We start from the raw sequence: 21,573 nt of genomic DNA, 5'->3' as shown, positions 1-21,573 counted from the left end.
CGGACCAGCCCCGGTAGACGGCCGCGCCCGCGCCCGCGTGCGGGAAGCAGAACAGCCGCGTGCCGGCGCCGGACGCGCCGAACGGCAGCCAGCGCGCGGCGGTGGTCGCCGCGGTCACCCGGCGTTCACCTCCAGGTACGCGGGCATGGGCTGGATCTGGCTCAGGTCGGACTCCAGCACCAGGTGGTCGCCGTCCCGGGCGACCTCGGCGAAGCCCGCGAACGCGTAGGTCACGTACATGACCCGGTTCCGGCCGGTCTCCACGAAGTCGGCCCGCAGCACCGCGCCGTCGGCCTTGGCCAACCGCATGATGTGGTTGAGCAGCACCGTGCCCACGCCCCGCGACATCACCCGGCACGACATGAGCATCATGCGCAGGTGCCACGCGGGCCGCCCGCGCTCGACCAGGGCCAGGCCGATCTTGCCGTAGCCGCCGTACCGGTCGGTCAGCGAGGCGACCAGCAGCAGGTGGTCGGGCGACTGCCGCAGCTCGTCCAGCTCCTCGTAGGAGTAGGTGCGCCCGGTGGCGTTGAGCTGGTTGGTGCGCACGGTCAGCTCCTCCGCGCGCTGGAGGTCCTCCTCCTTGGCCTCCTCGATGGTGAACACCATGTCCAGCGTGGACAGGAACTCCTCGCTGGTGCCCGCGTAGTCCTGCTCGACCCGGTCGCGCACCTCGGCCGCGCGGTACAGCTCGCGGCGGATGCGGGACTCGTCGGTGACGAACTTGGGCCGGAACTCGTCCGACTCCAGCTCCTCGGCCAGCCGCGCGGTGTCCACGGTCTTCACCGCGGGCAGCGCGTGGGCGACCTCGGCCAGCTCGAACGGCTGGTCGTCGACGAACGCAATCGCGTCCAGCCCGATGTTGAGCGACTTGGCGATCCGCTCGACCGACTGCGACTTGGGGTTCCAGTTGATCTGCGGGTGCAGGAAGTAGTCGTCGAGCCCCTCGGCCCGCAGCCGCTCCATCGCCGCGTCGTGGTCGTTGCGGCTGGCCACCGAGTGCAGGACGCCCAGCTCGTCGAGGCGCTTGATCTCCGCCACGACCTCCGGGCGCACCCGCACCCGCCCGTCCTCCAGGAGGGTGCCGTCCCACAGCGTGTTGTCCAGGTCCCACACCACGCACTTGATCCGACCGCGCTTCGGCTTCGCCGGAGCGGCGGTGTCCGCCGTCGTCACCCCGTCACCTCTCGATACGCCTCGGCCGCGATGGTCAGCTCCTGGATCTGGGTGCTGCCCTCGATGACCTCCATGACCTTGCTGTCCCGGTACAGCCGACCCACCGGGTGGTCCTGCCCGAACCCGTTGGCGCCGTGCACCTGCACCGCGTCACCCGCCACCCGGACCGCCGAGGTGGAGGCGAAGTACTTGGCCACCCAGGTGGCCATGATCGTCGCCGGGTCGCCGGCGTCCTTGAGCGCGCCCGCCTTCTCGCACAGCAGCCGCGCCGCGTCGCGCGCGGTCACCATGCCGCTGACCATGGCGCGGATCTGCGGCAGGTCGCGCAGCGGGGAGCCGCCGGCGGTGCGCGTGGACGTGTAGCTCGCGCAGGCGTCCAGCGCGGCCCGGATGATGCCCACCGAGCCGCACGCGACGCTGTAGCGGCCCAGGTCCAGCGCGCTGGTCATGACCGTCGCGGTCGCCCAGCCGCGCGGGCCGAGCAGGGCGGAGCCGTCCAGCCGGACGCCGGTGAACTCCACGGTGGCCAGCATGCTCGCCGCCGTGCCCATCACGTGCCGGACCGGGGTGACGCGCACGCCCGGCCGGTCGGCCTCCACCAGGAAGGTGCTCATGCCCTCGCCGGTGCGGGCGAACACCATGAACAGGCCCGCGACCTGCCCGCCGGTGATCCAGGTCTTGCGACCGTCCAGCACCCAGCCGTCGCCGTCCGGCACCGCGGTGGTGCCCTCGGCGGTGGAGTCGCTGCCGCTGTGGTCGGGTTCGGTCAGGCAGAACGAGCCCAGGACCTCCCCCGCCGCGAGCGGCCCCAGCCACCGGGCGTGCTGCTCGTCGGTGCCCCAGCGGTGCACCGACGCGGACACCATGGTGTGCACGGTCAGCATGCTGCGCAGCGAGGAGCAGCCGCGCCCGACCTCCTCGTGCACGCGCCCCAGGGTGACCATGTCCATGCCCGAACCGCCGACCTCGACCGGCAGGAACGGCGCCCACAGGCCCAGTTCGCCGACCCGGCGCAGCACCTCGTCCGGCAGCCGCTCGGCCCGGTCGAACTCGTTGGCGCGCGGGGCGACCTCCTGGTCGACGAACCGCGCGACCTCGGCCAGGTCCGCCGCCCGCGACGGCGCGGTCACCGCCTCCACTGACACGTCGACCGCCCGGCTCAGTGCGCGGCAGCGGCGGTGCGCCGCTGCACGAGCTCGGTCATCCGCTCCACCGTGCGGAAGTTGTCCAGCATCAGCTCCTCGTTGGGGATGCGCGTGGCGAACGCCTTCTCGATGAACATGACCAGCTCCATCGCGAACAGGGAGTTCACGAAGCCGAGGGCGAAGATGTCCTGCTCGTCGGTGAAGCTCAGCCGGGGGAACTTCGCGGCGATGAAGGAGCGGATCTCGGTGCGGACGTCCTGCGACATGCTCTGGGCCTCTCTCGTGGTGATGTGGTGGGTGCGGCGCCGGTCAGCCCGCGCCGACGCCGTGGTAGGTGTGGAAGCCCTTGCCGGTCTTGCGGCCGTGCAGGCCCGCGTCGGTCATCTGCTTGAGCAGCGGGCAGGGGCGGTACTTGCTGTCGTTGAACTGCTCGTAGAGCACTTCGACGCTGTAGAGGATCGTGTCCACGCCGATCAGGTCGGCGGTCTCCAGCGGGCCCATCGGGTGGCCGAAGCAGCTGCGGAACACCTCGTCCACGGTCTCGGCGTCGGCGACGCCCTCGTGGACCAGGAACGCGGCCTCGTTGACGGTCAGCATCAGCACCCGGTTGGACACGAAGCCGGAGGCGTCCTTGACCGGGATGGGCTTCTTGCCGATGGACTCCAGCAGCGCGCGGACGGTGTCCTTGGTCTGCTCGCTGGTGTGGTAGCCGGGGATGAACTCGCAGGCCGGCTTCATCGGCACCGGGTTCATGAAGTGCACGCCCATGACCTTGTCCGGGCGCGAGGTCAGCGCGGCGACCTTGGTGATCGGGATGGCCGAGGTGTTGACCACGAACACGGTGTCGGCCTTGCACGCCGCGTCCAGCTGCGGGTACAGGGCGCTCTTGAGCTGCCAGCTCTCGGTGATGTTCTCGATGACCACCTCCGCCTCGGCCAGCAGCTCCAGCGACGTGCCGGTGGTGATCCGGGACAGCACCTCGGCCGCGTCGACCTCGGGGCGGCCGAGCATCCGGGCCATCCGGCACTCCAGCTCGATCCGCTCCAGCGCCCTGGTCAGGGCGTCCGGGTCGCGGTCCACCAGGACCGCCTGGTGCCCGTGCTGCGCGAGGTCCTGGGCGACGCCGGTGCCCATGACACCGGCGCCGACCACTCCGACGATGGTCATCGCTCCTCCTTGACTGCGTTGTTCGTGGGGACGGTGCTCGTGGGGACGGTGCTCGTGGGGACGGTGCTCGTGGGGCCGGGGGCGGCGCCGAGCACGCCGTCGACGCGGCCGTGCGCGCGCCGCACCGCTTCGACCACGTCGTCGGCCGGTCCGCCGAACTCGTCGGCGAACACGACGGTGGCGCCCAGCTCGGCGCCCAGGCGGACGGCGAGCGCGCGGCCGGCCGGGTCGGTGTCGCCCTCGACCAGGTAGACCGGTCGGCCGGCGAGCGGGTCGGCCTCGCGGGCGCCGAGCGCGACGTCGAGGGCCGGTCCGGCGGTGGGCTCGACCCAGTGCCGCTCGCGCTGGAAGGCGTAGCCCGGCAGGGTCGTCTTGCGCGGCGAGCGGCCCTCGTGGTGGGCGCGCCAGTCGACGTCCACGCCGGACAGCCACAGCCTGCCCAGCGCCTCGGCCAGCGCCTCGGTGTCCGGCCTCGGGTCGGCCTCGCCGGGCAGCGTGGGCACGAGGTGCGCCCAGGCGTCCTGCGGGAACCCGGGGTGGCCGCGGAACATGCCGCCCAGCGACTGGCCCGCGCCCAGCTCCACCAGCGCGGTGCCCGGGTGCTCGGCGGCGAGGTGGCCGATCATGGTGGCGAAGCGCACCGGCCGGCACATGTGCTCGGCCCAGTAGCCCGGGTCGGCCAGCTGCCTGGCGGTGATCGGCAGGCCGGTGACGTTGGACAGGTAGGGCACCTCGGGCTCGGCGGGCTTCAGGTTGGCCCGCGCCCAGGCGGTCAGCTCGGCGGCGACGGGGCGCAGCGCGCGGGAGTGGAAGGCGTGCGAGGTGCGCAGCGGCCGGACCGGGATGTCGCGGGTGGCCAGCTTCCCGGCCAGCTCGGCGATCCCGTCGGCCGGTCCGGACACCACGACCGCGCGCGGCCCGTTGACCGCGGCCACGTCGAGGCCGAACCCGGCGGGGTCGCCCGCGGTGCGGGTCAGCTCCTCGACCGACAGCGGCACCGCGGCCATCGCGCCCGCGGGCAGCGCCGAGATCAGCCGGGCCCGGGTGGCGACCAGCGCGGTCGCCTCCTCCAGGGTGAGGCTGCCCGCCAGCGCCGCCGCGGCGAACTCGCCGACGCTGTAGCCGGCCAGCACCGCCGGGCGGACGCCCCAGGTGCGCAGCAGCACGCCCAGCGCGTGGTCCACCGCGAAGACGCCCGGCTGGACGACGGTGGTGTCGGCGGGCCCGTCGTCGGTCGCCCGGCCCAACAGCCGGGCGAGGTCGCCGCCGCCCGCGGCCCGGGGGCCGACCAGGCGGGCGACCGGGTCGAAGCCCAGGTGCGCCCGGAACAGCTCGGCGCACTCGTCGAGCGCGTCCCGGAACACCGGCTCGGTGGCGTACAGGCCGGCCACCATGCCGTCGTACTGCTCGCCCACGCCGGTGAGCAGGAACCCGGCGCGGCGCGGGGCCACGTCGGCGGCGGCGAGCACCCGGGTCGGCGAGGACAGCGCGTCCGCCGCGTCGGCGGGGCCCGTCGCCACGGTCATCCGCCGGTGCTCGAACGCCTTGCGGCCGTACTGGAGCGTGTAGGCGACGTCGGCCAGGTCCGACCACCCGGCGGCGCTGTCGGCCAGGCGGCCGGTCGCGGCGTCGGCGGCGGCCGGCGTGCGGCCCGACCAGATCAGCAGCTGGTGCGGGCGCTCGACGCCCCGGTCCGGCGCCTCCTCCTCGGGTGCCTCCTCCAGCACCACGTGGGCGTCGGTGCCGCCGAAGCCGAACGCGCTGACGCCGGCCAGCCGGGGCCGCTCGCCGCGCGGCCAGTCGGTCAGCTCGTCGACCACCACCAGCTTGTCGCCGGAGCGGGCGAGCTGCGGGTTGGGCGCGGTGAAGTTCACCGCGGGCGGCAGCTGCTCGTGGTGCAGGGCGAGCGCGGCCTTGATGAGCCGGGCGATGCCGCCGGCCTGGTTGATGTGGCCCAGGTTGGCGTCCGTCGAGCCGAGCGTCACCCGCTCGACGCCGGGCACGTCGAAGACCTCCTGGAGCGCGCGGATCTCGGCGATGTCGCCGAACGACGTGCCCATCACGGACGCCTCGACGTGGTCGACCTCGTCCGGTTCCACGTCGGCGGCGGCCAGCGCCTCGGCGACCACGGCGGCCTGCCCCGGCACGCCCGGCAGGTCGAAGCCCTGGCGGCCCCGGCTGCCCTCGTGGTTGACCGCCCAGCCGCGGATGACCGCGTAGACCCGGTCGCCGTCGGCCACCGCGTCCTCCAGCCTGCGCAGCACGACGACGCCCAGGCCGTTGCCGGGGAGCTTGCCGTTGGCGCCGGCGTCGAGGACGCGGTTCACGCCGTCCGGGGCGAACAGGCTGCCCGGGCGGTAGAGGTAGCCGGGGTCCTGCGGGACGACGACCGACACCGCGCCCGCGACGACGAGGTCGGACTCGCCGGTGAGCAGGCTGCCGCACCCCTGGGCCACCGCGACCAGCGCGGTGGAGCTGCAGCTCTGCACGCTCATCGACGGGCCGGTCAGGTCCAGCGCGTAGGACAGGCGGGAGGCGAGCAGGTCCTTCTCGTTGAGCAGCAGCAGCCGGTCCGGCCCGTGGGCGAGCACGGTGGCCTCGTCCTGGAACAGGTTCGACAGCAGGTAGGCGGGCGGCGCGCTGCCGGCGAACACGCCCACCAGGCCCTCGACCCGGCCGGGGTCGACGCCGGCGTCCTCCAGCGCGTGCCACGCGCACTCCAGGAACAGGCGCTGCTGCGGGTCCAGCAGCTCGGCCTCGGCGGCGCGGTAGCCGAAGAAGTCGGCGTCGAACAGGTCGACGCCCTCCAGCAGGCCCGCCGCGGGGACGAACGCCGGGTCGTCCACCAGCGCCGGGGACACCCCGGCTGCGAGCAGCTCGTCGCGGCTCATCCGGGTGATGCCGTCGCGGCCGGCGCACAGCTCGGTCCAGAAGCGGGCGATGTCGGGCGCGCCCGGGAAGTTCCCGGCCATGCCGACGATCGCGATGTCGCCGCTGGTGTCGCGGCCCGCGGTGGCCGACTCTCGGGTGTCCGACTCTCGCGTGGTCGGCTCTGGGCTGGTCATCGGGTCCTCACCTTCCGGTCCGGCCCTGGCGCTTGCGCAGGCCGGCAGCGCGGGCGCGACGGCGTTCACCGCGCGCGGAAACGTCCTCGGCGTCGACGGTGGGTTCGGGCTCGGCCGCGTTCCCGGCGGCGCCCGTCCGGTCGAGCAGCGTCGCGAACTCGGCGATGGTCGGCTTCTCGAAGAGGGTGGCCGGGGCCAGCTCGACGCCGAACTCCTTGCCCACCCGGCCGATCACCACCATGCCGATCAGCGAGGTGCCGCCGAGGTCGAAGAACGGGTCGTTGACGCCGACGCGCTCCAGGCCCAGGCAGTCCTGCCACACCACGCCCACCCGCTCCTCGACCGGGGTGCGCGGGGCCACGTAGGGCACGCGCAGGTCCGGGCGCGGGTAGCGCTCGCCGGTGGACTCGGTCAGGCCGCCGCCGACCAGCGCGTCCGTCGTGCCCATCTGCGCCAGCGCGGCCAGCACGTCGGTGAGCTTGATCGGCGACACGGTGACCTGCGCCTGGTCCGAGGCGACGACGCGGGACAGCAGCCCGGTGCCCTCGTCGGTGGGGATGCCGAGCTCCTCGCGGAACTTCCGGGACTCCTCCTGCGCCTCGGCCGAACCGGCCAGGCCCGCCGTGGTCCACGGGTCGAGCTGCCAGGGGCCCCAGGCGACCGAGACGACCTTCTTCGCCACCCCGCCGGTGACGGCCTCCGCGACGGCGAACGAGTCGAGGAAGGCGTTGGCCGCGGAGTAGTCGGTCTCGCCGACGTCGACGGTCAGCGTGACCATGGACGAGTAGAGCACCAGCAGCTCCACCGGGTCGGCGCGCAGCGCGTCGGCCAGCGCCAGGGTGCCCGCCACCTTCGGGGCCAGCACCGCCGCCGCCTGCTCCTCGCTGCGGTTCTGCAGCAGGCCGCCGCCCGCGACGCCGGCCGCGTGCACGACGCCGTGCAGCTCGCCGTAGTGCTCGCGGACCCGGCGCACCAGCGGGCCGACCTGCTCGGGGTCGCTGACGTCGGCCTGGGCGACGAGCACCTCGGCGCCCAGCGCGCGCAGCTCGCGCACGGCCAGCAGCACGCCGCTGGTCCGGTCGTCCACGCCCTTCTCGGCGATCCACGCGTCCCAGGTGTCCTCCGGCGGCAGCGCGGTCCGGCCGGTGAGCGCCAGCCGCGCGCCGATCCCGGCCAGCCGCCGGGCGAGCGCGAGGCCGAGCGCGCCCAGGCCGCCCGTGATCAGGTAGACGCCGTTGGGGCGCCAGGCGTCGGCGTCGTCGACCTCGGGCAGCTCGACCTCGTCGAAGTCGCGCACCCAGCGGCGACCGCCGCGCCAGGCCACCACGCCGATGCCGTCGACGGTGCCGGCGGTGGAGGCGGCCAGGGCGTCCAGCTCGCGCAGCGCCTGGGCGGCCGGGTCGCCGCCCGAGCCGACGTCGTCGCCGAAGTCCGCGTACTGCGAGCGCACCAGCGGGTACTCGGCGGCGATGCTGTCGGTGACCGCGGCGATGGTCGCCGCGTGCGGGTCGCGGGCGTCGCCGCCGAGCACGTCGAACCCGCCGGCGGCCAGGGTGAGCAGCTCCACCCGGCGGTCGGCGCACTCCGCGCCGATGGCCTTGCCCAGCCTCATCAGGTCGAAGAAGCCGCGTTCCAGGGCGGTGTCGGCCAGGCCGTGGGCGTGCACGACGCGCAGCGGGGCGCCGGGCGTGCCGGCCAGCAGCGCGCGGTAGTCGTCCACGTCGGCGCGACCGGGCTCGGGGCGCACCACCCGGTGACCGGCGGCGGTGGCCAGCGCGGCGAACCGGTCGGCGAACCAGCCGTCGTCGGCGAGCAGCACCAGCGGTCCGGGCTCGGCGGGCGCCGGGCGGGTGCTGTCGCGGCGCCAGGTCGGCGCGTACGCCTTGAGGCCGTCGTAGACGAGCCGGTCGGCGGCCCGCTCGGGCGCGGCGGCCAGGTCGCCGAGGGACCGGTCCGCGCCGCGCGCGGCGGTCTGCGGCCAGTAGCGGGTGCGCTGGAAGCGGTACGCGGGCAGCGGGACGAACCGGCGGTCCTCCCCCGCGCCGCGCGCCCAGCCCACCGGCACGCCGTGCTCCCACAGCGCGCCGAGGGCGGCCAGCCAGCCGCGCCGGTCCGCGCCGGGCACGGGGTCCGGCAGCAGCGACACCACGGGGGTGCGGGCCAGGTACTCGCCCGCGGCCTCCGCGCCCGCCTCGCCCAGCCCGGCCTCGACCAGGACCTCGGCGTGCCGGCCCAGGGTGAGCAGGCCGTCGGCGAAGCGGTCGGTGTCGGCGGCCCAGTAGGCGGGGTCGCGCACCTCCGCCGCGGTGATCGGGGCCCCGGTGCGCGGGGACACGACGGTGATCAGGGCGTCGGTCGCGGTGGCGGGCACGGTGCCGTCCAGCGCGAGGGCCAGGCCGGCGCCGGTCGGGACCAGGCCGCCGACGACCGCGGCGACGCACTCGCCGACCCCGCGGCCGAGGACGGCGGCCGGGAGCAGGTCCCAGGCGGCCAGCAGCCGCGCCAGGGCGTACTCCACGGCGAACACCGCGGCCCGCTCGACGAGGGCCGGGTCGGCGCCGCCGCCCTCCCCGTAGAGCGCGTCGTGCAGGTCCACGCGGCCGTTGAGCAGGGCCGCGCACTCGTCGACCGCGGCGCGGAACGCCGGTTCGGTGCGGTACAGCTCACCCGTCGTCCCCCGCCACGCGCCCGGCGTGCCGGGGAGCAGCAGGGCGGAGCGCCGTTCGTCCTCCACCACCGAGCCGGTGATGCCGGCCCGCAGGGCGGCGACGGCGTCGGCGGTGTCGCGCACCAGCAGCGCCGACCGCACCGGCAGCGCGGTCCGCCCGGCCCTGGTGGTGTGGGCGACGTCGGCCAGGTCCAGCTCGGGGTGCGCCTCCAGGTGGTCGGCCAGCGCCTCGGCGTTCTCCCGCAGGGCGGCCTCGCCGTGCCCGGACACCGCCAGCAGCTGCCACGGCTCGCCCGGTCGCGGCGCCTCGGGTTCCGGCGCGCGCTCCAGGACGAAGTGGACGTTGGAGCCGGACCAGCCGAAGGAGCTGACGCCCGCGCGCAGCACGCCGTCCGCGTCGGCCGGGAAGGGCCGCGCGCCCGGCACCGGCCGCACCGGGCCGTCCGGCACGATCACCGAGTTGGGCTTCTCCATGTGCAGGTTGCCCGGCAGGGTGCCGTGCTCCAGCGCCAGCACGGTCTTGACCAGGCCGGCCATGCCCGCCGCGGCCAGGGTGTGGCCGACGTTGGTCTTGACCGCGCCCACGAACAGCGGTTCGGGGGCGGCGCGGTCGCCGAAGACCTCGCCCAGCGCGGTGATCTCGATGGCGTCGCCGAGCTGGGTGCCCGAGCCGTGCGCCTCGACGTAGCCGACCTCGTCCGGGGTCGCGCCCGCGTCGGCCAGGGCGGCGCGGATGACGGCGGTCTGCGCGGCCCGGTTGGGCGCGGTCAGGCCGTTGCTGCGGCCGTCCTGGTTGGTGGCGCTGCCGCGGATGATCGCGCGGGCGCGCCGGCCGGCGCCGACGTCCTCGGCGCGGCGCAGCACGACCACGCCGCCGCCCTCGCCCATGACGTAGCCGTCGGCGGACTCGTCGAAGGTCTTGGTGCGGCCGTCGGCGGCGAGCATGCTCATCTTGCTGTTCTGCACGAACAGGTCCGGGTTGATGATCGCCGAGCTGGCGCCGACGATCGCGATGTCGCACTCGCCGCGGCGCAGGCTCTGCACGGCCAGGTGCGCGGCGCTCAGCGCGGAGGAGCACGCCGTGTCCACGGTCAGGCAGGGCCCGTGCAGGTCGAGGTGGTGCGCGATGCGGCCCGCGGCGGCGGACAGCGAGCTGCCCAGGCCGAAGTACGGGTCGTCGGACGCCTCGATGCCGTCGGCCTCCAGCTGGCGCATCGAGTACTGGATGGTGTCGATCAGCCCGGCGAACACGCCGGTGCGGCTGCCGCGCAGCTCCTCGGCGGTCAGCGAGGCGTCCTCCAGCGCCTCCCACACCAGCTCCATGAGCAGCCGGAACGTGGGGTCGAGGCGGCGCGCCTCCTGCGGGGAGAGGCCGAAGAACCCGGCGTCCCAGCCCGCGATGTCGGTCACGAACGCGCCCTGCTGGGTGTACGCCTTGCCGGGCGCGGTGCGGTCCGGGTCGTAGAACTCGGCCGCGTCCCAGCGGTCCGCCGGGACCTCCCGGACGACGTCCCGGCCCTCCACGAGGTTGCGCCAGAACGCGTCGGGGTCGTCGCCGCCGCCGGGGAACCGGCAGGACATGCCGACCACGGCGATCTCCCGGCCCGGTTCGGCGACGACCCGCGCGGGGCCGTGCACGGCGACCTCCCCGCCCCGCGGCGCCAGTTCGGCCAGCAGGTGCGCGCCGAGGGCGGCCGGGCTCGGGTGGTCGAAGACCGCGGTCGGCGGCAGCGCCAGCCCGGTCTCGGTGTTGAGCCGGGTGCGCAGCTCGATCGCGGTGAGCGAGTCGAGGCCGAGCTTGGTGAACAGCTGCTTCGCGCCGATCGGCTCGTCGGTGCCGTCGCGGCCGAGCACGGCGGCGGTGTGCGTGAGGACGAGGTCGAGCAGCACGCGCTCGCGCTCGGCCGGGGGCATCCCGGCGAGCCGGGTCCGCCACGCGGCCGCGGCCTCGACGTCCTCCTCGGTCTCGCGGGCCTCGGCCTCGGCGATGGCGACGACCTCGGGCAGGTCGCCCAGCAGCGGGCTGGGCCGCAGCGCGCCGAACGGCGGGGCGAACTTCTCCCACACCAGGGAGGCGATGGTCAGCGCGGTCTCGTCGCGGTCGAGGGCGCGGCGCAGCGCGGCCACGCCGACCTCCGGCGCCATGGTGGGCACGCCCAGGTCGCTGAGCATCGCGTCGATCTGCTCGCCGACGCCCATGCCGACCTGGCCCCAGCGGCCCCAGGCGATCGAGGTGCCGGGCAGGCCGCGGGCGCGGCGCTGCTGGGCGACGGCCTCCAGGTAGGCGTTGGCCGCGCCGTAGGCGCTCTGCACGGCGTTGCCGATGGACGCGGCGATCGAGGAGAACAGCACGAAGGCGTCGAGGTCGAGGCCCTCGGTCAGCTCCTCCAGGTTGCGGGTGCCGGCGACCTTCGAGCGCAGCACGTCGGCGTAGCGGTCCCGGTCCATCGCGTCGATCAGCGCCAGGTCGAGCACGCCGGCGAGGTGGAACACGGCGCGCAGGTCGTCGCGCACGCCGTCCACGACGGTCCTGAGCGCCTCGCGGTCGGCGACGTCGCAGGCGGTGACGGTGACCCGGTCGCCCAGCTCCTCGCGCAGGGCGGCGGCGCCGGGGGCGTCCTCGCCGCTGCGGGAGACGAGCACGACGTGCGCGGCGCCCGCCTCGACGAGCCAGCGGGCCACGACGCCGCCGAGGCCGCCGGTGCCGCCGGTGACCAGGACCGTGCCGCGGGGCTTCCACGAGCGCTCCGGCTCGGTGGGCGCGGCGTGCACCAGGCGGCGGCCGAACGCGCCCGCCGCGCGCAGCGCGACCTGGTCCTCGCCGCGCGGACCGGTGAGCACGCCCGCGAGCAGCGCGCGGACCCGGTCGGACGGCTCGGCCGGCACGTCCACCAGACCGCCCCACAGCCGCGGGTGCTCCAGCGCCGCGGCGCGGCCGAAGCCCCACAGCGTCGCCTGGAGCGCGGAGGACGGCGCCTCGTGCGGCCCGGTGGCGACGGCCTGGCGGGTGAGCGTCCACAGCGGACCGCCGAACTCGCGGGCGGACAGCTCCTGGACCAGCGACAGGGTGGCCTCGGCGCCGAAGGACAGGCCGTCGGTCTCGGTCTCGTCCAGCGCGACCAGCGACAGCACGCCGTCGAACGGCGCGAGGCCGTCCAGCGCGGCGGTCACGGCGGCGCGGTCGGGCGCGTCGAGGACGACGCTGTCGACCTCGGCCCCCGCCAGCGCCGCGAGCGCGGCGGCGGACCAGTCGTCGGTGCGGGCCGGGGTCACCAGCAGCCAGCGGCCGGTGGCCGCGGTCGCGGCGGGCGTGAACGGCGCCCACCGCGCGTGGTAGCCCAGGTCGTCGACCTCGGAGTCCACCGCGCGGGCGCGCCGCCAGCGGGCCAGGGCGGGCAGCACGTCGCCCAGCGACCCGCCGTGGTCGGGCAGGTCCAGCTCGGCGGCCAGCTCGGCGACGTCGCCGCCCTCCACGACCTTCCAGAACCGGGCGTCCTCGCCGGTCGCGGTCGCGGCCGGGCCGCCGGGGTCGGACAGCCAGTAGCGCTTGCGCTGGAACGGGTAGGTCGGCAGCTCGACCACGCGGGCGCCGCTGCCGTCGAGGTAGGCGGTCCAGTCGACGGGCACGCCGTGGGCGTGCAGCGCGCCGAGCGCGGCGAGCAGGGTGCGCGGCTGGTCGCGGTCCTTGCGCTGGGCGGCGGCGAACACCGCGTCCTCCGGCAGGGTGGCGCGGCCCATCGCGGTCAGCACCGCGTCCGGGCCCAGCTCCAGGAACGCGGTCGCGCCCCGCTCGTGCAGGGTGCGCACGGCGTCGGCGAACCGCACGGTGCCGCGCACGTGCTCGACCCAGTAGCCGGGGTCGGTGAGCCGGTCGGCGAGCTGCCCGGTCAGCGTCGAGACCACCGGGATCGCCGGCTCGGCGTAGGTGACGCCCCGGGCGACCTCGGCGAAGTCGGCGAGCATCGGGTCGACCAGCGTGGAGTGGAAGGCGTGCGAGACCGTGAGCCGGGTGGTGCGGCGGTCGGCGAACCGACCGGCCACCGCGAGGACCGGGCCCTCCGCGCCGGAGAGCACGACGGCGCGCGGGCCGTTGACGGCGGCCAGGGACACGTCGTCGGTCAGGTGCGGGCGGACCTCGTCCTCGGTGGCCTCGACGGCGACCATCGCGCCGCCGGGCGGCAGCGCCTGCATCAGCCGGCCGCGGGCCAGGACCAGCGCCGCCGCGTCGGCCAGGGAGAACACCCCGGCCACGTGCGCGGCGGCGATCTCGCCGACCGAGTGGCCCGCGAGCAGGTCCGGCTTCACGCCCCACGAGGCGACGAGGCGGAACAGGGCCACCTCCAGCGCGAACAGCGCGGGCTGGGCGAACTCGGTGCGCTCCAGGCGTTCCGGGTCGTCCCCGAAGACGACCTCGCGGACGCCGGGCAGGTGCGCGAGCACCTCGTCGTAGGCGGCGGCGAAGGCCGGGAACGCGTCGTGCAGCTCGCGTCCCATGCCGACGCGCTGCGCGCCCTGACCGGTGAACAGCGCGGCCAGCCGACCGGCGGCGGCCGTGCCGGTGATCGCGCCCGGGTCGCCGTCGGCCACCGCGCGGAGGCCGGCGAGCAGCTCCTCGCGGTCCGCGCCGACGACGACGGCCCGGTGCTCCAGCGCGGCGCGGGTGGTGGCCAGCGACAGGGCGACGTCCACCGGCTCGCCGGCGGACCGGTCCGCGCCGGGCCGGTCCGAGCTGGGCCAGTCCGAGCTGGGCAGCAGCGACGCCGCCTGGGCGCGCACCGCCGCCGGGGTCGCGCCGGAGAGCACCCACGGCACGACGGCGGGCGGCACGACCTCGCGCGGGGCCTCCGGCTCGGCCGGGGCCTGCTCCAGGATGACGTGGGCGTTGGTGCCGCTGATGCCGAACGACGACACCGCGGACCGGCGCGGCCGGGCCACCCCGGGCCACTCGACCTGCTCGGCGAGCAGGGTGACCTCGCCCGCCGACCAGTCGACGTGCGGGGTGGGCTCGTCGAGGTGCAGGGTGCGCGGGACGACGCCGCGGTTCATCGCCTCGACCATCTTGATGATCCCGGCGACGCCGGCGGCGGCCTGGGTGTGGCCGATGTTGGACTTGACCGAGCCGAGCAGCAGGGGCGTCTCGCGGTCCTGGCCGTAGGTGGCCAGCAGCGCCTGCGCCTCGATCGGGTCGCCCAGGCGGGTGCCGGTGCCGTGCGCCTCGACCACGTCGACGTCCGAGGTGGACAGTCCGGCGTTGGCCAGCGCCGCGCGGATGACGCGCTGCTGCGACGGGCCGTTCGGGGCGGTGAGGCCGTTGGACGCGCCGTCCTGGTTGACGGCGGAGCCCTTCACCACCGCGAGCACGCGGTGGCCGTTGCGGCGCGCGTCGGACAGCCGTTCCAGCACCAGCACGCCGACGCCCTCGGCCCAGTTCGTGCCGTCGGCGGCGGCGGCGAACGGCTTGCAGCGGCCGTCGCGGGCCAGGCCGCGCTGCCGGGAGAACTCGACGAACATGTTCGGCGAGGGCATCACGTTCACGCCGCCCGCGAGGGCGAGCGTGCACTCGCCGGAGCGCAGCGCCTGCGCGGCCAGGTGCACCGCGACCAGCGACGAGGAGCAGGCCGTGTCCACGGAGACCGCCGGGCCCTCCAGTCCGAGCGAGTAGGACACGCGGCCGGAGACCACGCTCGCGAACGAGGCGGTGCCCAGGAAGCCCTCGACGTTCTCCGGGATCGCGGTGAGCCGGGAGATGTAGTCGTTGGACAGCGCGCCGGCGAACACGCCGGTCGGGGTGCCGCGCAGCGACCTCGGGTCGATGCCCGCGCGCTCCAGGGCCTCCCACGAGGTCTCCAGCACCTGCCGCTGCTGCGGGTCCATCGCCAGCGCCTCGCGCGGGCTGATGCCGAAGAAGTCCGCGTCGAAGTCGGCCGCGCCGGTCAGGAACGCGCCCTCGGAGGCGTAGGTCGTCCCCTTGTGGTCGGGGTCGGGGTGGAACAGGGTGGCGAGGTCCCAGTCGCGGTCGTCGGGGAACGGGCCCACGCCGTCGCGGCCCTCGGCGACCAGCTGCCACAGCTGCTCGGGCGAGCCGACGCCGCCGGGGTAGCGGCAGGCCATGCCGACGATGACGATCGGGTCGTCCGAGGTGGCCGCCGCGACGACCTGCGCCCGCACCACGTCCTCGCCGCCCAGCTCGGTGCGCAGGAGGTCGGTCAGCGCGGCGGGCGTCGGGTAGTCGAAGACGAGCGTCGCGGGCAGCCGCAGGCCGGTGGCCGCGCCGAGCCGGTTGCGCAGCTCGACGGCGGTCAGCGAGTCGAAGCCGATCTCGTTGAACGCGCGGTCCGCCTCGATCGCGGCCGAGTCGGCGCGGCCCAGCACCACGGCGACCTCGCGCCGGATGAGGTCCAGCAGCAGTTCGTCGCGCGCGGCGCGGTCGAGACCGGCCAGCCGGCGGTGCAGCTCGCCCGCCTGCCCGGTGGCGGCGGCCTTGGCCTTGGCCCGGCCGGACGCGCCGACCAGCTCGCGCACCAGCGGCGAGATCGGGGTGTCCGCGGCGATGCCGCGGACGGTGGCCCGGTCCAGCTTCAGCGCGAGCAGGACCGCCCGGTCCACGGTGAGGGCCCGGTCGAACATGGCCATGCCCTCGACGGGCGCGATCGGCGGGAAGCCGCTGCGCCGCATCCGCTCCTCGCCCTCGTCGCCGAGCTGCCCGCGCATCCCGCCGGACCACAGGCCCCAGGCCAGCGACTGGGCGGCGAGGCCCTCGGCGCGGCGGCGGGCGGCGAGGCCGTCCAGGAAGCCGTTGGCGGCGGCGTAGTTGGCCTGGCCCGCGTTGCCCAGCACGCCCGCGGCGGAGGAGAACAGCACGAACCAGCGCAGCGGCAGGTGCCGGGTCAGCTCGTGCAGGTGCCAGGCGGCGTCCACCTTGGGCGCGAACACGCGGGTCAGCCGCTCGGGGGTCATCGCGTCGAGCAGGCCGTCGTCCAGCACGCCCGCCGAGTGCACGACACCGGTCAGCGGGTGCTCGGCGGGGACGGCGTCGAGCAGGGCGGCCACGGCGGCGCGGTCGGCCGCGTCGCAGGCGGCGATCGTGACCTCCGCGCCCAGGCCGGTCAGCTCGGCGGCCAGCTCCGCCGCGCCCGGCGCGTCCGGGCCGCTGCGGCTGGTCAGCAGCAGGTGGCGGACGCCGTGCTCGACCACGAGGTGGCGGGCCAGCATCCCGCCGAGGCCGCCGGTGCCGCCGGTGACGAGCACCGTGCCGTCGTGCTCCGGGCCGCGCGGGACGGTCAGCACGAGCTTGCCGACGTGCTTGGCCTGGCTGATGAAGCGGAACGCCTCGGCGGCGCGGCGCACGTCCCAGGTGCGCACGGGCAGCGGGGTGAGCGCGCCGGAGTCGAACAGCTCGACGACCTCGGCCCACATCCGGGTGAACTGCTCCGGGCCGGCCTCGATCAGGTCGTACGGGCGGTAGTGCACGCCGGGGTGCCGCTCGGCGACCTCCGCCGGGTCGCGCTGGTCGACCTTGCCCATCTCCATGAACCGGCCGCCGCGCGGCAGCAGCCGCAGCGAGGCGTCCACGAAGTCGCCGGTCAGCGCGTTGAGCACGACGTCGACGCCGCGCCCGGCGGTGGCGGCCAGGAAGTGCGCCTCGAAGTCGAGGGTGCGGGAGTCGGCGATGTGGTCGTCGTCCAGGCCGTACCCGCGCAGGACGTCCTGCTTGCCGGTGCTCGCGGTGCTGTAGACCTCCGCGCCCAGGTGGCGGGCGATCTGCGCGGCGGCCATGCCCACGCCGCCCGCGCCCGCGTGGATCAGCACCGACTCGCCGGCCGCCAGGCCGGCGAGTTCCTTGAGGCCGAAGTAGGCGGTGAGGAAGACCAGCGGCACGGACGCGGCGGTCTCGAACGACCAGCCGTCCGGGACGCGGGTGACCATGGCGCGCTGGGCGGTGGCGACGGTGCCGATGCCGCCGACCGCGACGCCCATCACCGCGTCGCCGACGGCCAGGTCGCGCACGTCGTCGCCGACCTCGACCACGATGCCCGCGACCTCGTTGCCCAGCGGGCCGGGGTCGCCCTCGAACATGCCGAGCACGTTGAGCGCGTCGCGGAAGTTGAGGCCCGCGGCGGCGACGGCGACGCGGATGTCGCCGGGCGCCAGGGGCTCCAGGGCGCGCGGTTCCAGGCGCAGGTTGTCGATGCTGCCGCGCTCGGTCATGCCCAGCCGCCACTCGCCCTCGGCGGGCGGGACCAGCTCGTCGCGGCCGGGCACCGCGGCCAGGCGCAGCGCGGTGAACCCGCCGTCGCGCACGGCGAGCTGCGGTTCGCCGGTGGCCAGCGCGGCGGCCAGCACGTCGGGGTCGATCCCGCCGGACGCGGTGTCGACCAGCACGTACCGGCCGGGCTGCTCGGACTGGGCGGAGCGCACCAGGCCCCACACGGCGGCGGCGGCCGGGTCGACCACCTCGGCGTCGACCGCGTCACGGGTCAGCACGACCAGCGTGGTGTCGGCGAAGCGCTCCTCGGCGCTCCACCGCTGGAGCACGGCCAGCACGTCGCGGGTGGCGGCGTGGGCGGCGGCGACGGGGTCGCCGCCGGTGCTCACGGGCAGCACGACGACCGGCGGCACGTCCTCGGCCGGCGAGTCGTGCCGGAGGGAGTCGTAGTGCGCCCACTCGACCGGAGCGGCCCCGGGCGTGGGCACGGGCCGCCACTCCAGGCGGAACAGCGATTCCAGCCCGGTCGGCTCGGCCGCCCGGAAGTGCTCGGCGTCGACCTCGCGCAGCACCAGCGAGCCGACCGCGGCGACGGGCGCGCCGGTGCCGTCCGCCGCGCGCAGCGTGACCGCGCCGGACCTACCGGGCGTCAGCTCCAGGCGCAGCGCGGTGGCGCCGGTGGCGTACAGGGCGATGTCCTGCCACAGGAACGGCAGCTTGGCGCCGGCACCCTCGCCGGTCATCAGGCCGATGGCGTGCAGGCCCGCGTCGAGCAGCGCCGGGTGCAGCCCGAAGCGCTCCGCGTCCTTCTCCGCGTCGCCGCCGGTCGGCAGCGCGACCTCGGCGAACACCGAGTCGCCCCGCCGCCAGGCCGCGCGCAGGCCGCGGAACACCGGGCCGTACTCCAGGCCGTTGCGGGCGAAGACCTCGTAGACGTCGTCCAGCTCGACGGGGGCGGCGTCGCGGGGCGGCCACTCGGCCAGGTCGAAGCCGGCCGCCGGGGCGGACGGCGCGAGCGTGCCGGAGGCGTGCCGCGTCCACTCGCCGTCGGTGGCGCGGGAGTGCAGGGTGACGGCGCGGCGGCCGGAGTCGTCCGGCGCGGTCAGCACGACCTGGAGGTCCAGCGCGTCGGCCAGCAGCACCGGTTCGTGCAGGGTCAGTTCCTCCAGGTGCGCGCAGCCGGCGTCGTCGCCCGCGCGCAGGGCCAGTTCGACCAGGGCGGTGCCGGGCACCAGCACGGTGCCCGCGACGGCGTGGTCGAGCAGCCACGGGTGGGTGGTGCGCGAGACCCGGCCGGTGAACAGCAGCCCGGCGCCGTCGGCCAGGGTGACGGAGGCGCCCAGCAGCGGGTGGTCGGCGTCGACCAGGCCCAGCCCGGCCGGGTCGCCCGCCGCGCCGGTGCCGCGCAGCCAGAAGCTCTCCCGCTGGAAGGGGTAGGTCGGCAGGTCCACCGCGCGCGCCCCGGTGCCCGCGAAGTGGGTGGTCCAGTCGACGCGCTGGCCGCGGGCGTGCAGCTCGGCCAGGGCGGTCATCGCGGTAACCGGCTCGGGGCGGTCGCCGCGCAGCACCGGCAGGCTGAGCACGGCGTCGTCGGGCAGGGCGCGCGCGACCACGCCGGCCAGCACCGGGTCCGGGCCCAGCTCGACGAACCGGACGACGCCCTCGGCGCGCAGCCAGGCGACGCCGTCGGCGAAGCGGACCGGCTGCCGCACGTGCCGGGGCCAGTAGCCGGGGGTGGTGACCTCGTCCGGGCCGGCCAGCCGGCCGGTCACGTTGGACACCACGGGGATCTGCGGCGCGTGGTAGGTGACGCCGTCCGCGACCTCGGCGAACTCGGCGAGCATCCCGTCGATGCGCGCGGAGTGCGAGGCGTGCGTGATGCGCAGGTGCTTGGTCTTGCGGCCCCGGGCGGCGAACACGGCCGCCACCGCGAGGGTCGCCTCCTCGTCGCCGGAGAGCACGACCGAGTCCGGGCCGTTGATCGCGCCGATGCCGACGCCGTCGACCAGCTCGGCGCGGACCTCCTCCTCGGTGGCCTGCACGCTGACCATGGCCCCGCCCGCGGGCTGGGCCTCCATCAGCCGGCCGCGCGCGGCGACCATCCGGGCCGCGTCGGCGAGCGTCCACACGCCGGCCACGTGCGCGGCGGCCAGCTCGCCCGCCGAGTGGCCGACGACGAAGTCGGGGCGCACGCCCCAGGACTCCAGCAGCCGGAACAGCGCCACCTGCACCGCGAACATGGCGGGCTGGGCGTAGGTCATGCGGCTGAGCAGGTCCAGGTCGTCGCCGAACACGACCTCGGCCAGCGGCCGGTCCAGGTGCTCGTCGAGCGCGGCGGCGGCGGCGTCGAACGCCTCGGCGTAGGCGGGGAACGCGGCGTGCAGCTCGCGGCCCATGCCGACGCGCTGCGAGCCGATGCCGGAGAACAGGAACGCGGTGCGGCCGACCAGCGGCGCGCCCTCGACCACGCCCACCGCGGGCTCGCCGGCGGCCAGCGCGGTCAGGCCCGCCACCAGGTCCTCGCGGGTCGAGCCGACGACCGCGGCGCGGCGTTCGAGCGGCGTGCGGGTGCCGGCCAGCGACCAGGCGAGGTCCAGCGGGTCGGTGCCGGTGTCGGTGGCGACGGCGAGCAGGCGGTCGGCCTGGGCGCGCAGGCCCTCCTGGCTGCGGGCGGAGAGCACCCACGGCAGGACGGCGGGCGGCGTGCCGGTCTCGGCGGTCTCCTCGACCTCGGGTGCCTGTTCGAGGATGACGTGGGCGTTGGTGCCGCTCAGGCCGAAGGACGACACGGCCGCGCGGCGGGGGCGGCCCACCTCGGGCCACGGGCGCTGCTCGGCGAGCAGCTCGACCGCGCCCGCCGACCAGTCCACGTGCGGGGACGGCTCGTCCACGTGCAGCGTGCGCGGCAGGACGCCGTGCCGCATCGACTCGATCGCCTTGATGATCCCGGCGACGCCGGCGGCGGCCTGGGTGTGGCCGATGTTGGACTTGATCGAGCCCAGGTAGAGGGGCTCGGTGCGCTCCTGGCCGTAGGTGGCGAGCAGCGCCTGCGCCTCGATGGGGTCGCCGAGGGTGGTGCCGGTGCCGTGCGCCTCGACCACGTCGACGTCCGCCGTGGACAGACCGGCGTTCGCGAGGGCCGCGCGGATGACCCGCTGCTGCGACGGGCCGTTGGGGGCGGTGAGGCCGTTGGACGCGCCGTCCTGGTTGACGGCGGAGCCCTTCACCACCGCGAGCACGCGGTGGCCGTTGCGGCGCGCGTCGGACAGCTTCTCCAGGACCAGCACGCCGACGCCCTCGGACCAGCCGGTGCCGTCGGCCGCCGCGGCGAACGCCTTGCAGCGGCCGTCGGGGGCCATGCCGCGCTGCCGGGAGAACTCGACGAACGTCTCCGGCGTGGCCATCACGGTGACGCCCGCCGCCAGCGCCAGCGAGCACTCGCCGGAGCGCAGGGCGTGCGCCGCCAGGTGCACGGCGACCAGGGAGGAGGAGCACGCCGTGTCGATGGTGACCGCCGGGCCCTCCAGGCCCAGCGAGTAGGACAGCCGGCCGGACAGCACGCTGTTGGACGAGCCGGTGCCGAGGAAGCCCTCGACGTCCTCGGGCACCGAGCCCAGCCCGGACACGTACTCGGTGCGCATCGCGCCCGCGAACACGCCGGTGTCGCTGCCCTTCAACGAGGCCGCGTCCAGCCCGGCCCGTTCCACGGCCTCCCAGGCGACCTCCAGCAGCAGCCGCTGCTGGGGGTCCATGGCAAGTGCCTCGCGGGGGGAGATGCCGAAGAACCCCGCGTCGAACTCGTCCGCGTCGTGGAGGAAACCGCCCGCGTCGGCGTAGCTGGTGCCGCGGTGCTCCGGGTCCGGGTGGTAGAGCGACCCCAGGTCCCAGCCCCGGTTGGTCGGGAAGCCGGTGATGCCGTCGCCGTCCCGGACCACCAGCTCCCACAGCTCCTCCGGGGAGGTCACCCCACCGGGCAGCCGGCAGGCCATGCCGATGACGGCCAGCGGCTCGGACCCGCTCTCCTCGGCCTCGCGCAGCCTGCGCCGGGTGTCGCGGAGTTCGGTGGTCAGCCTCTTGAGGTAGTCCAGCGTCCGGTCGTCGGTGGTCATGCCGCGGTCCTCCTTGCGGTGGCGCCCGGTCCCGGGC

6 protein-coding genes are annotated in these 21,573 nt (G+C 75.8%); all 6 read right to left on the bottom strand.

What is annotated here, in order from left to right:
- Nucleotides 1-114: 114 nt before the first annotated feature.
- The 6 genes from ACR807_RS32805 to ACR807_RS32780 are packed head-to-tail and all read right to left on the bottom strand — an operon-like array spanning nucleotide 115 to nucleotide 21,536.
- Nucleotides 115-1,176 carry an HAD-IIIC family phosphatase gene (locus ACR807_RS32805; protein ID WP_438925354.1) on the bottom strand — a complete coding sequence of 354 codons (1,062 nt, stop codon included), beginning with the start codon at nucleotides 1,174-1,176 and terminating at the stop codon, nucleotides 115-117.
- Nucleotides 1,173-2,306, bottom strand: coding sequence for an acyl-CoA dehydrogenase family protein (locus ACR807_RS32800; RefSeq protein ID WP_438925353.1), 1,134 nt, complete (start codon nucleotides 2,304-2,306; stop codon nucleotides 1,173-1,175). The genes ACR807_RS32805 and ACR807_RS32800 overlap by 4 nt, the downstream gene beginning before the upstream one ends.
- Before the next feature lie 29 nt (nucleotides 2,307-2,335).
- The gene (locus ACR807_RS32795; protein ID WP_438925352.1) at nucleotides 2,336-2,587 is read right to left on the bottom strand and encodes an acyl carrier protein; all 252 of its coding nucleotides are present in this window, start codon (nucleotides 2,585-2,587) and stop codon (nucleotides 2,336-2,338) included.
- Nucleotides 2,588-2,630: 43 nt separating this feature from the next.
- Nucleotides 2,631-3,488, bottom strand: a complete 858-nt coding sequence (locus tag ACR807_RS32790; RefSeq protein ID WP_438925351.1) for a 3-hydroxyacyl-CoA dehydrogenase family protein — start codon at nucleotides 3,486-3,488, stop codon at nucleotides 2,631-2,633.
- Complete coding sequence (locus ACR807_RS32785; RefSeq protein WP_438925350.1) at nucleotides 3,485-6,553, bottom strand: type I polyketide synthase; 3,069 nt, start codon at nucleotides 6,551-6,553, stop codon at nucleotides 3,485-3,487. The genes ACR807_RS32790 and ACR807_RS32785 overlap by 4 nt, the downstream gene beginning before the upstream one ends.
- Before the next feature lie 7 nt (nucleotides 6,554-6,560).
- The gene (locus ACR807_RS32780; RefSeq protein ID WP_438925349.1) at nucleotides 6,561-21,536 is read right to left on the bottom strand and encodes a type I polyketide synthase; all 14,976 of its coding nucleotides are present in this window, start codon (nucleotides 21,534-21,536) and stop codon (nucleotides 6,561-6,563) included.
- Between the last annotated feature and the right edge of the window lie 37 nt (nucleotides 21,537-21,573).

The organism is Saccharothrix sabaoui (genome assembly GCF_051756985.1).
Lineage (GTDB): Bacteria > Actinomycetota > Actinomycetes > Mycobacteriales > Pseudonocardiaceae > Actinosynnema.
This window is presented reverse-complemented; position numbering and strand designations above follow the sequence as displayed.

Excerpts from the sequence above, each read along its gene's own strand:
- ACR807_RS32780 (WP_438925349.1), bottom strand. The coding sequence starts at position 21,536 with ATGACCACCGACGACCGGACGCTGGACTACCTCAAGAGGCTGACCACC.
- ACR807_RS32785 (WP_438925350.1), bottom strand. The coding sequence starts at position 6,553 with ATGACCAGCCCAGAGCCGACCACGCGAGAGTCGGACACCCGAGAGTCG.
- ACR807_RS32795 (WP_438925352.1), bottom strand. The coding sequence starts at position 2,587 with ATGTCGCAGGACGTCCGCACCGAGATCCGCTCCTTCATCGCCGCGAAG.
- ACR807_RS32790 (WP_438925351.1), bottom strand. The coding sequence starts at position 3,488 with ATGACCATCGTCGGAGTGGTCGGCGCCGGTGTCATGGGCACCGGCGTC.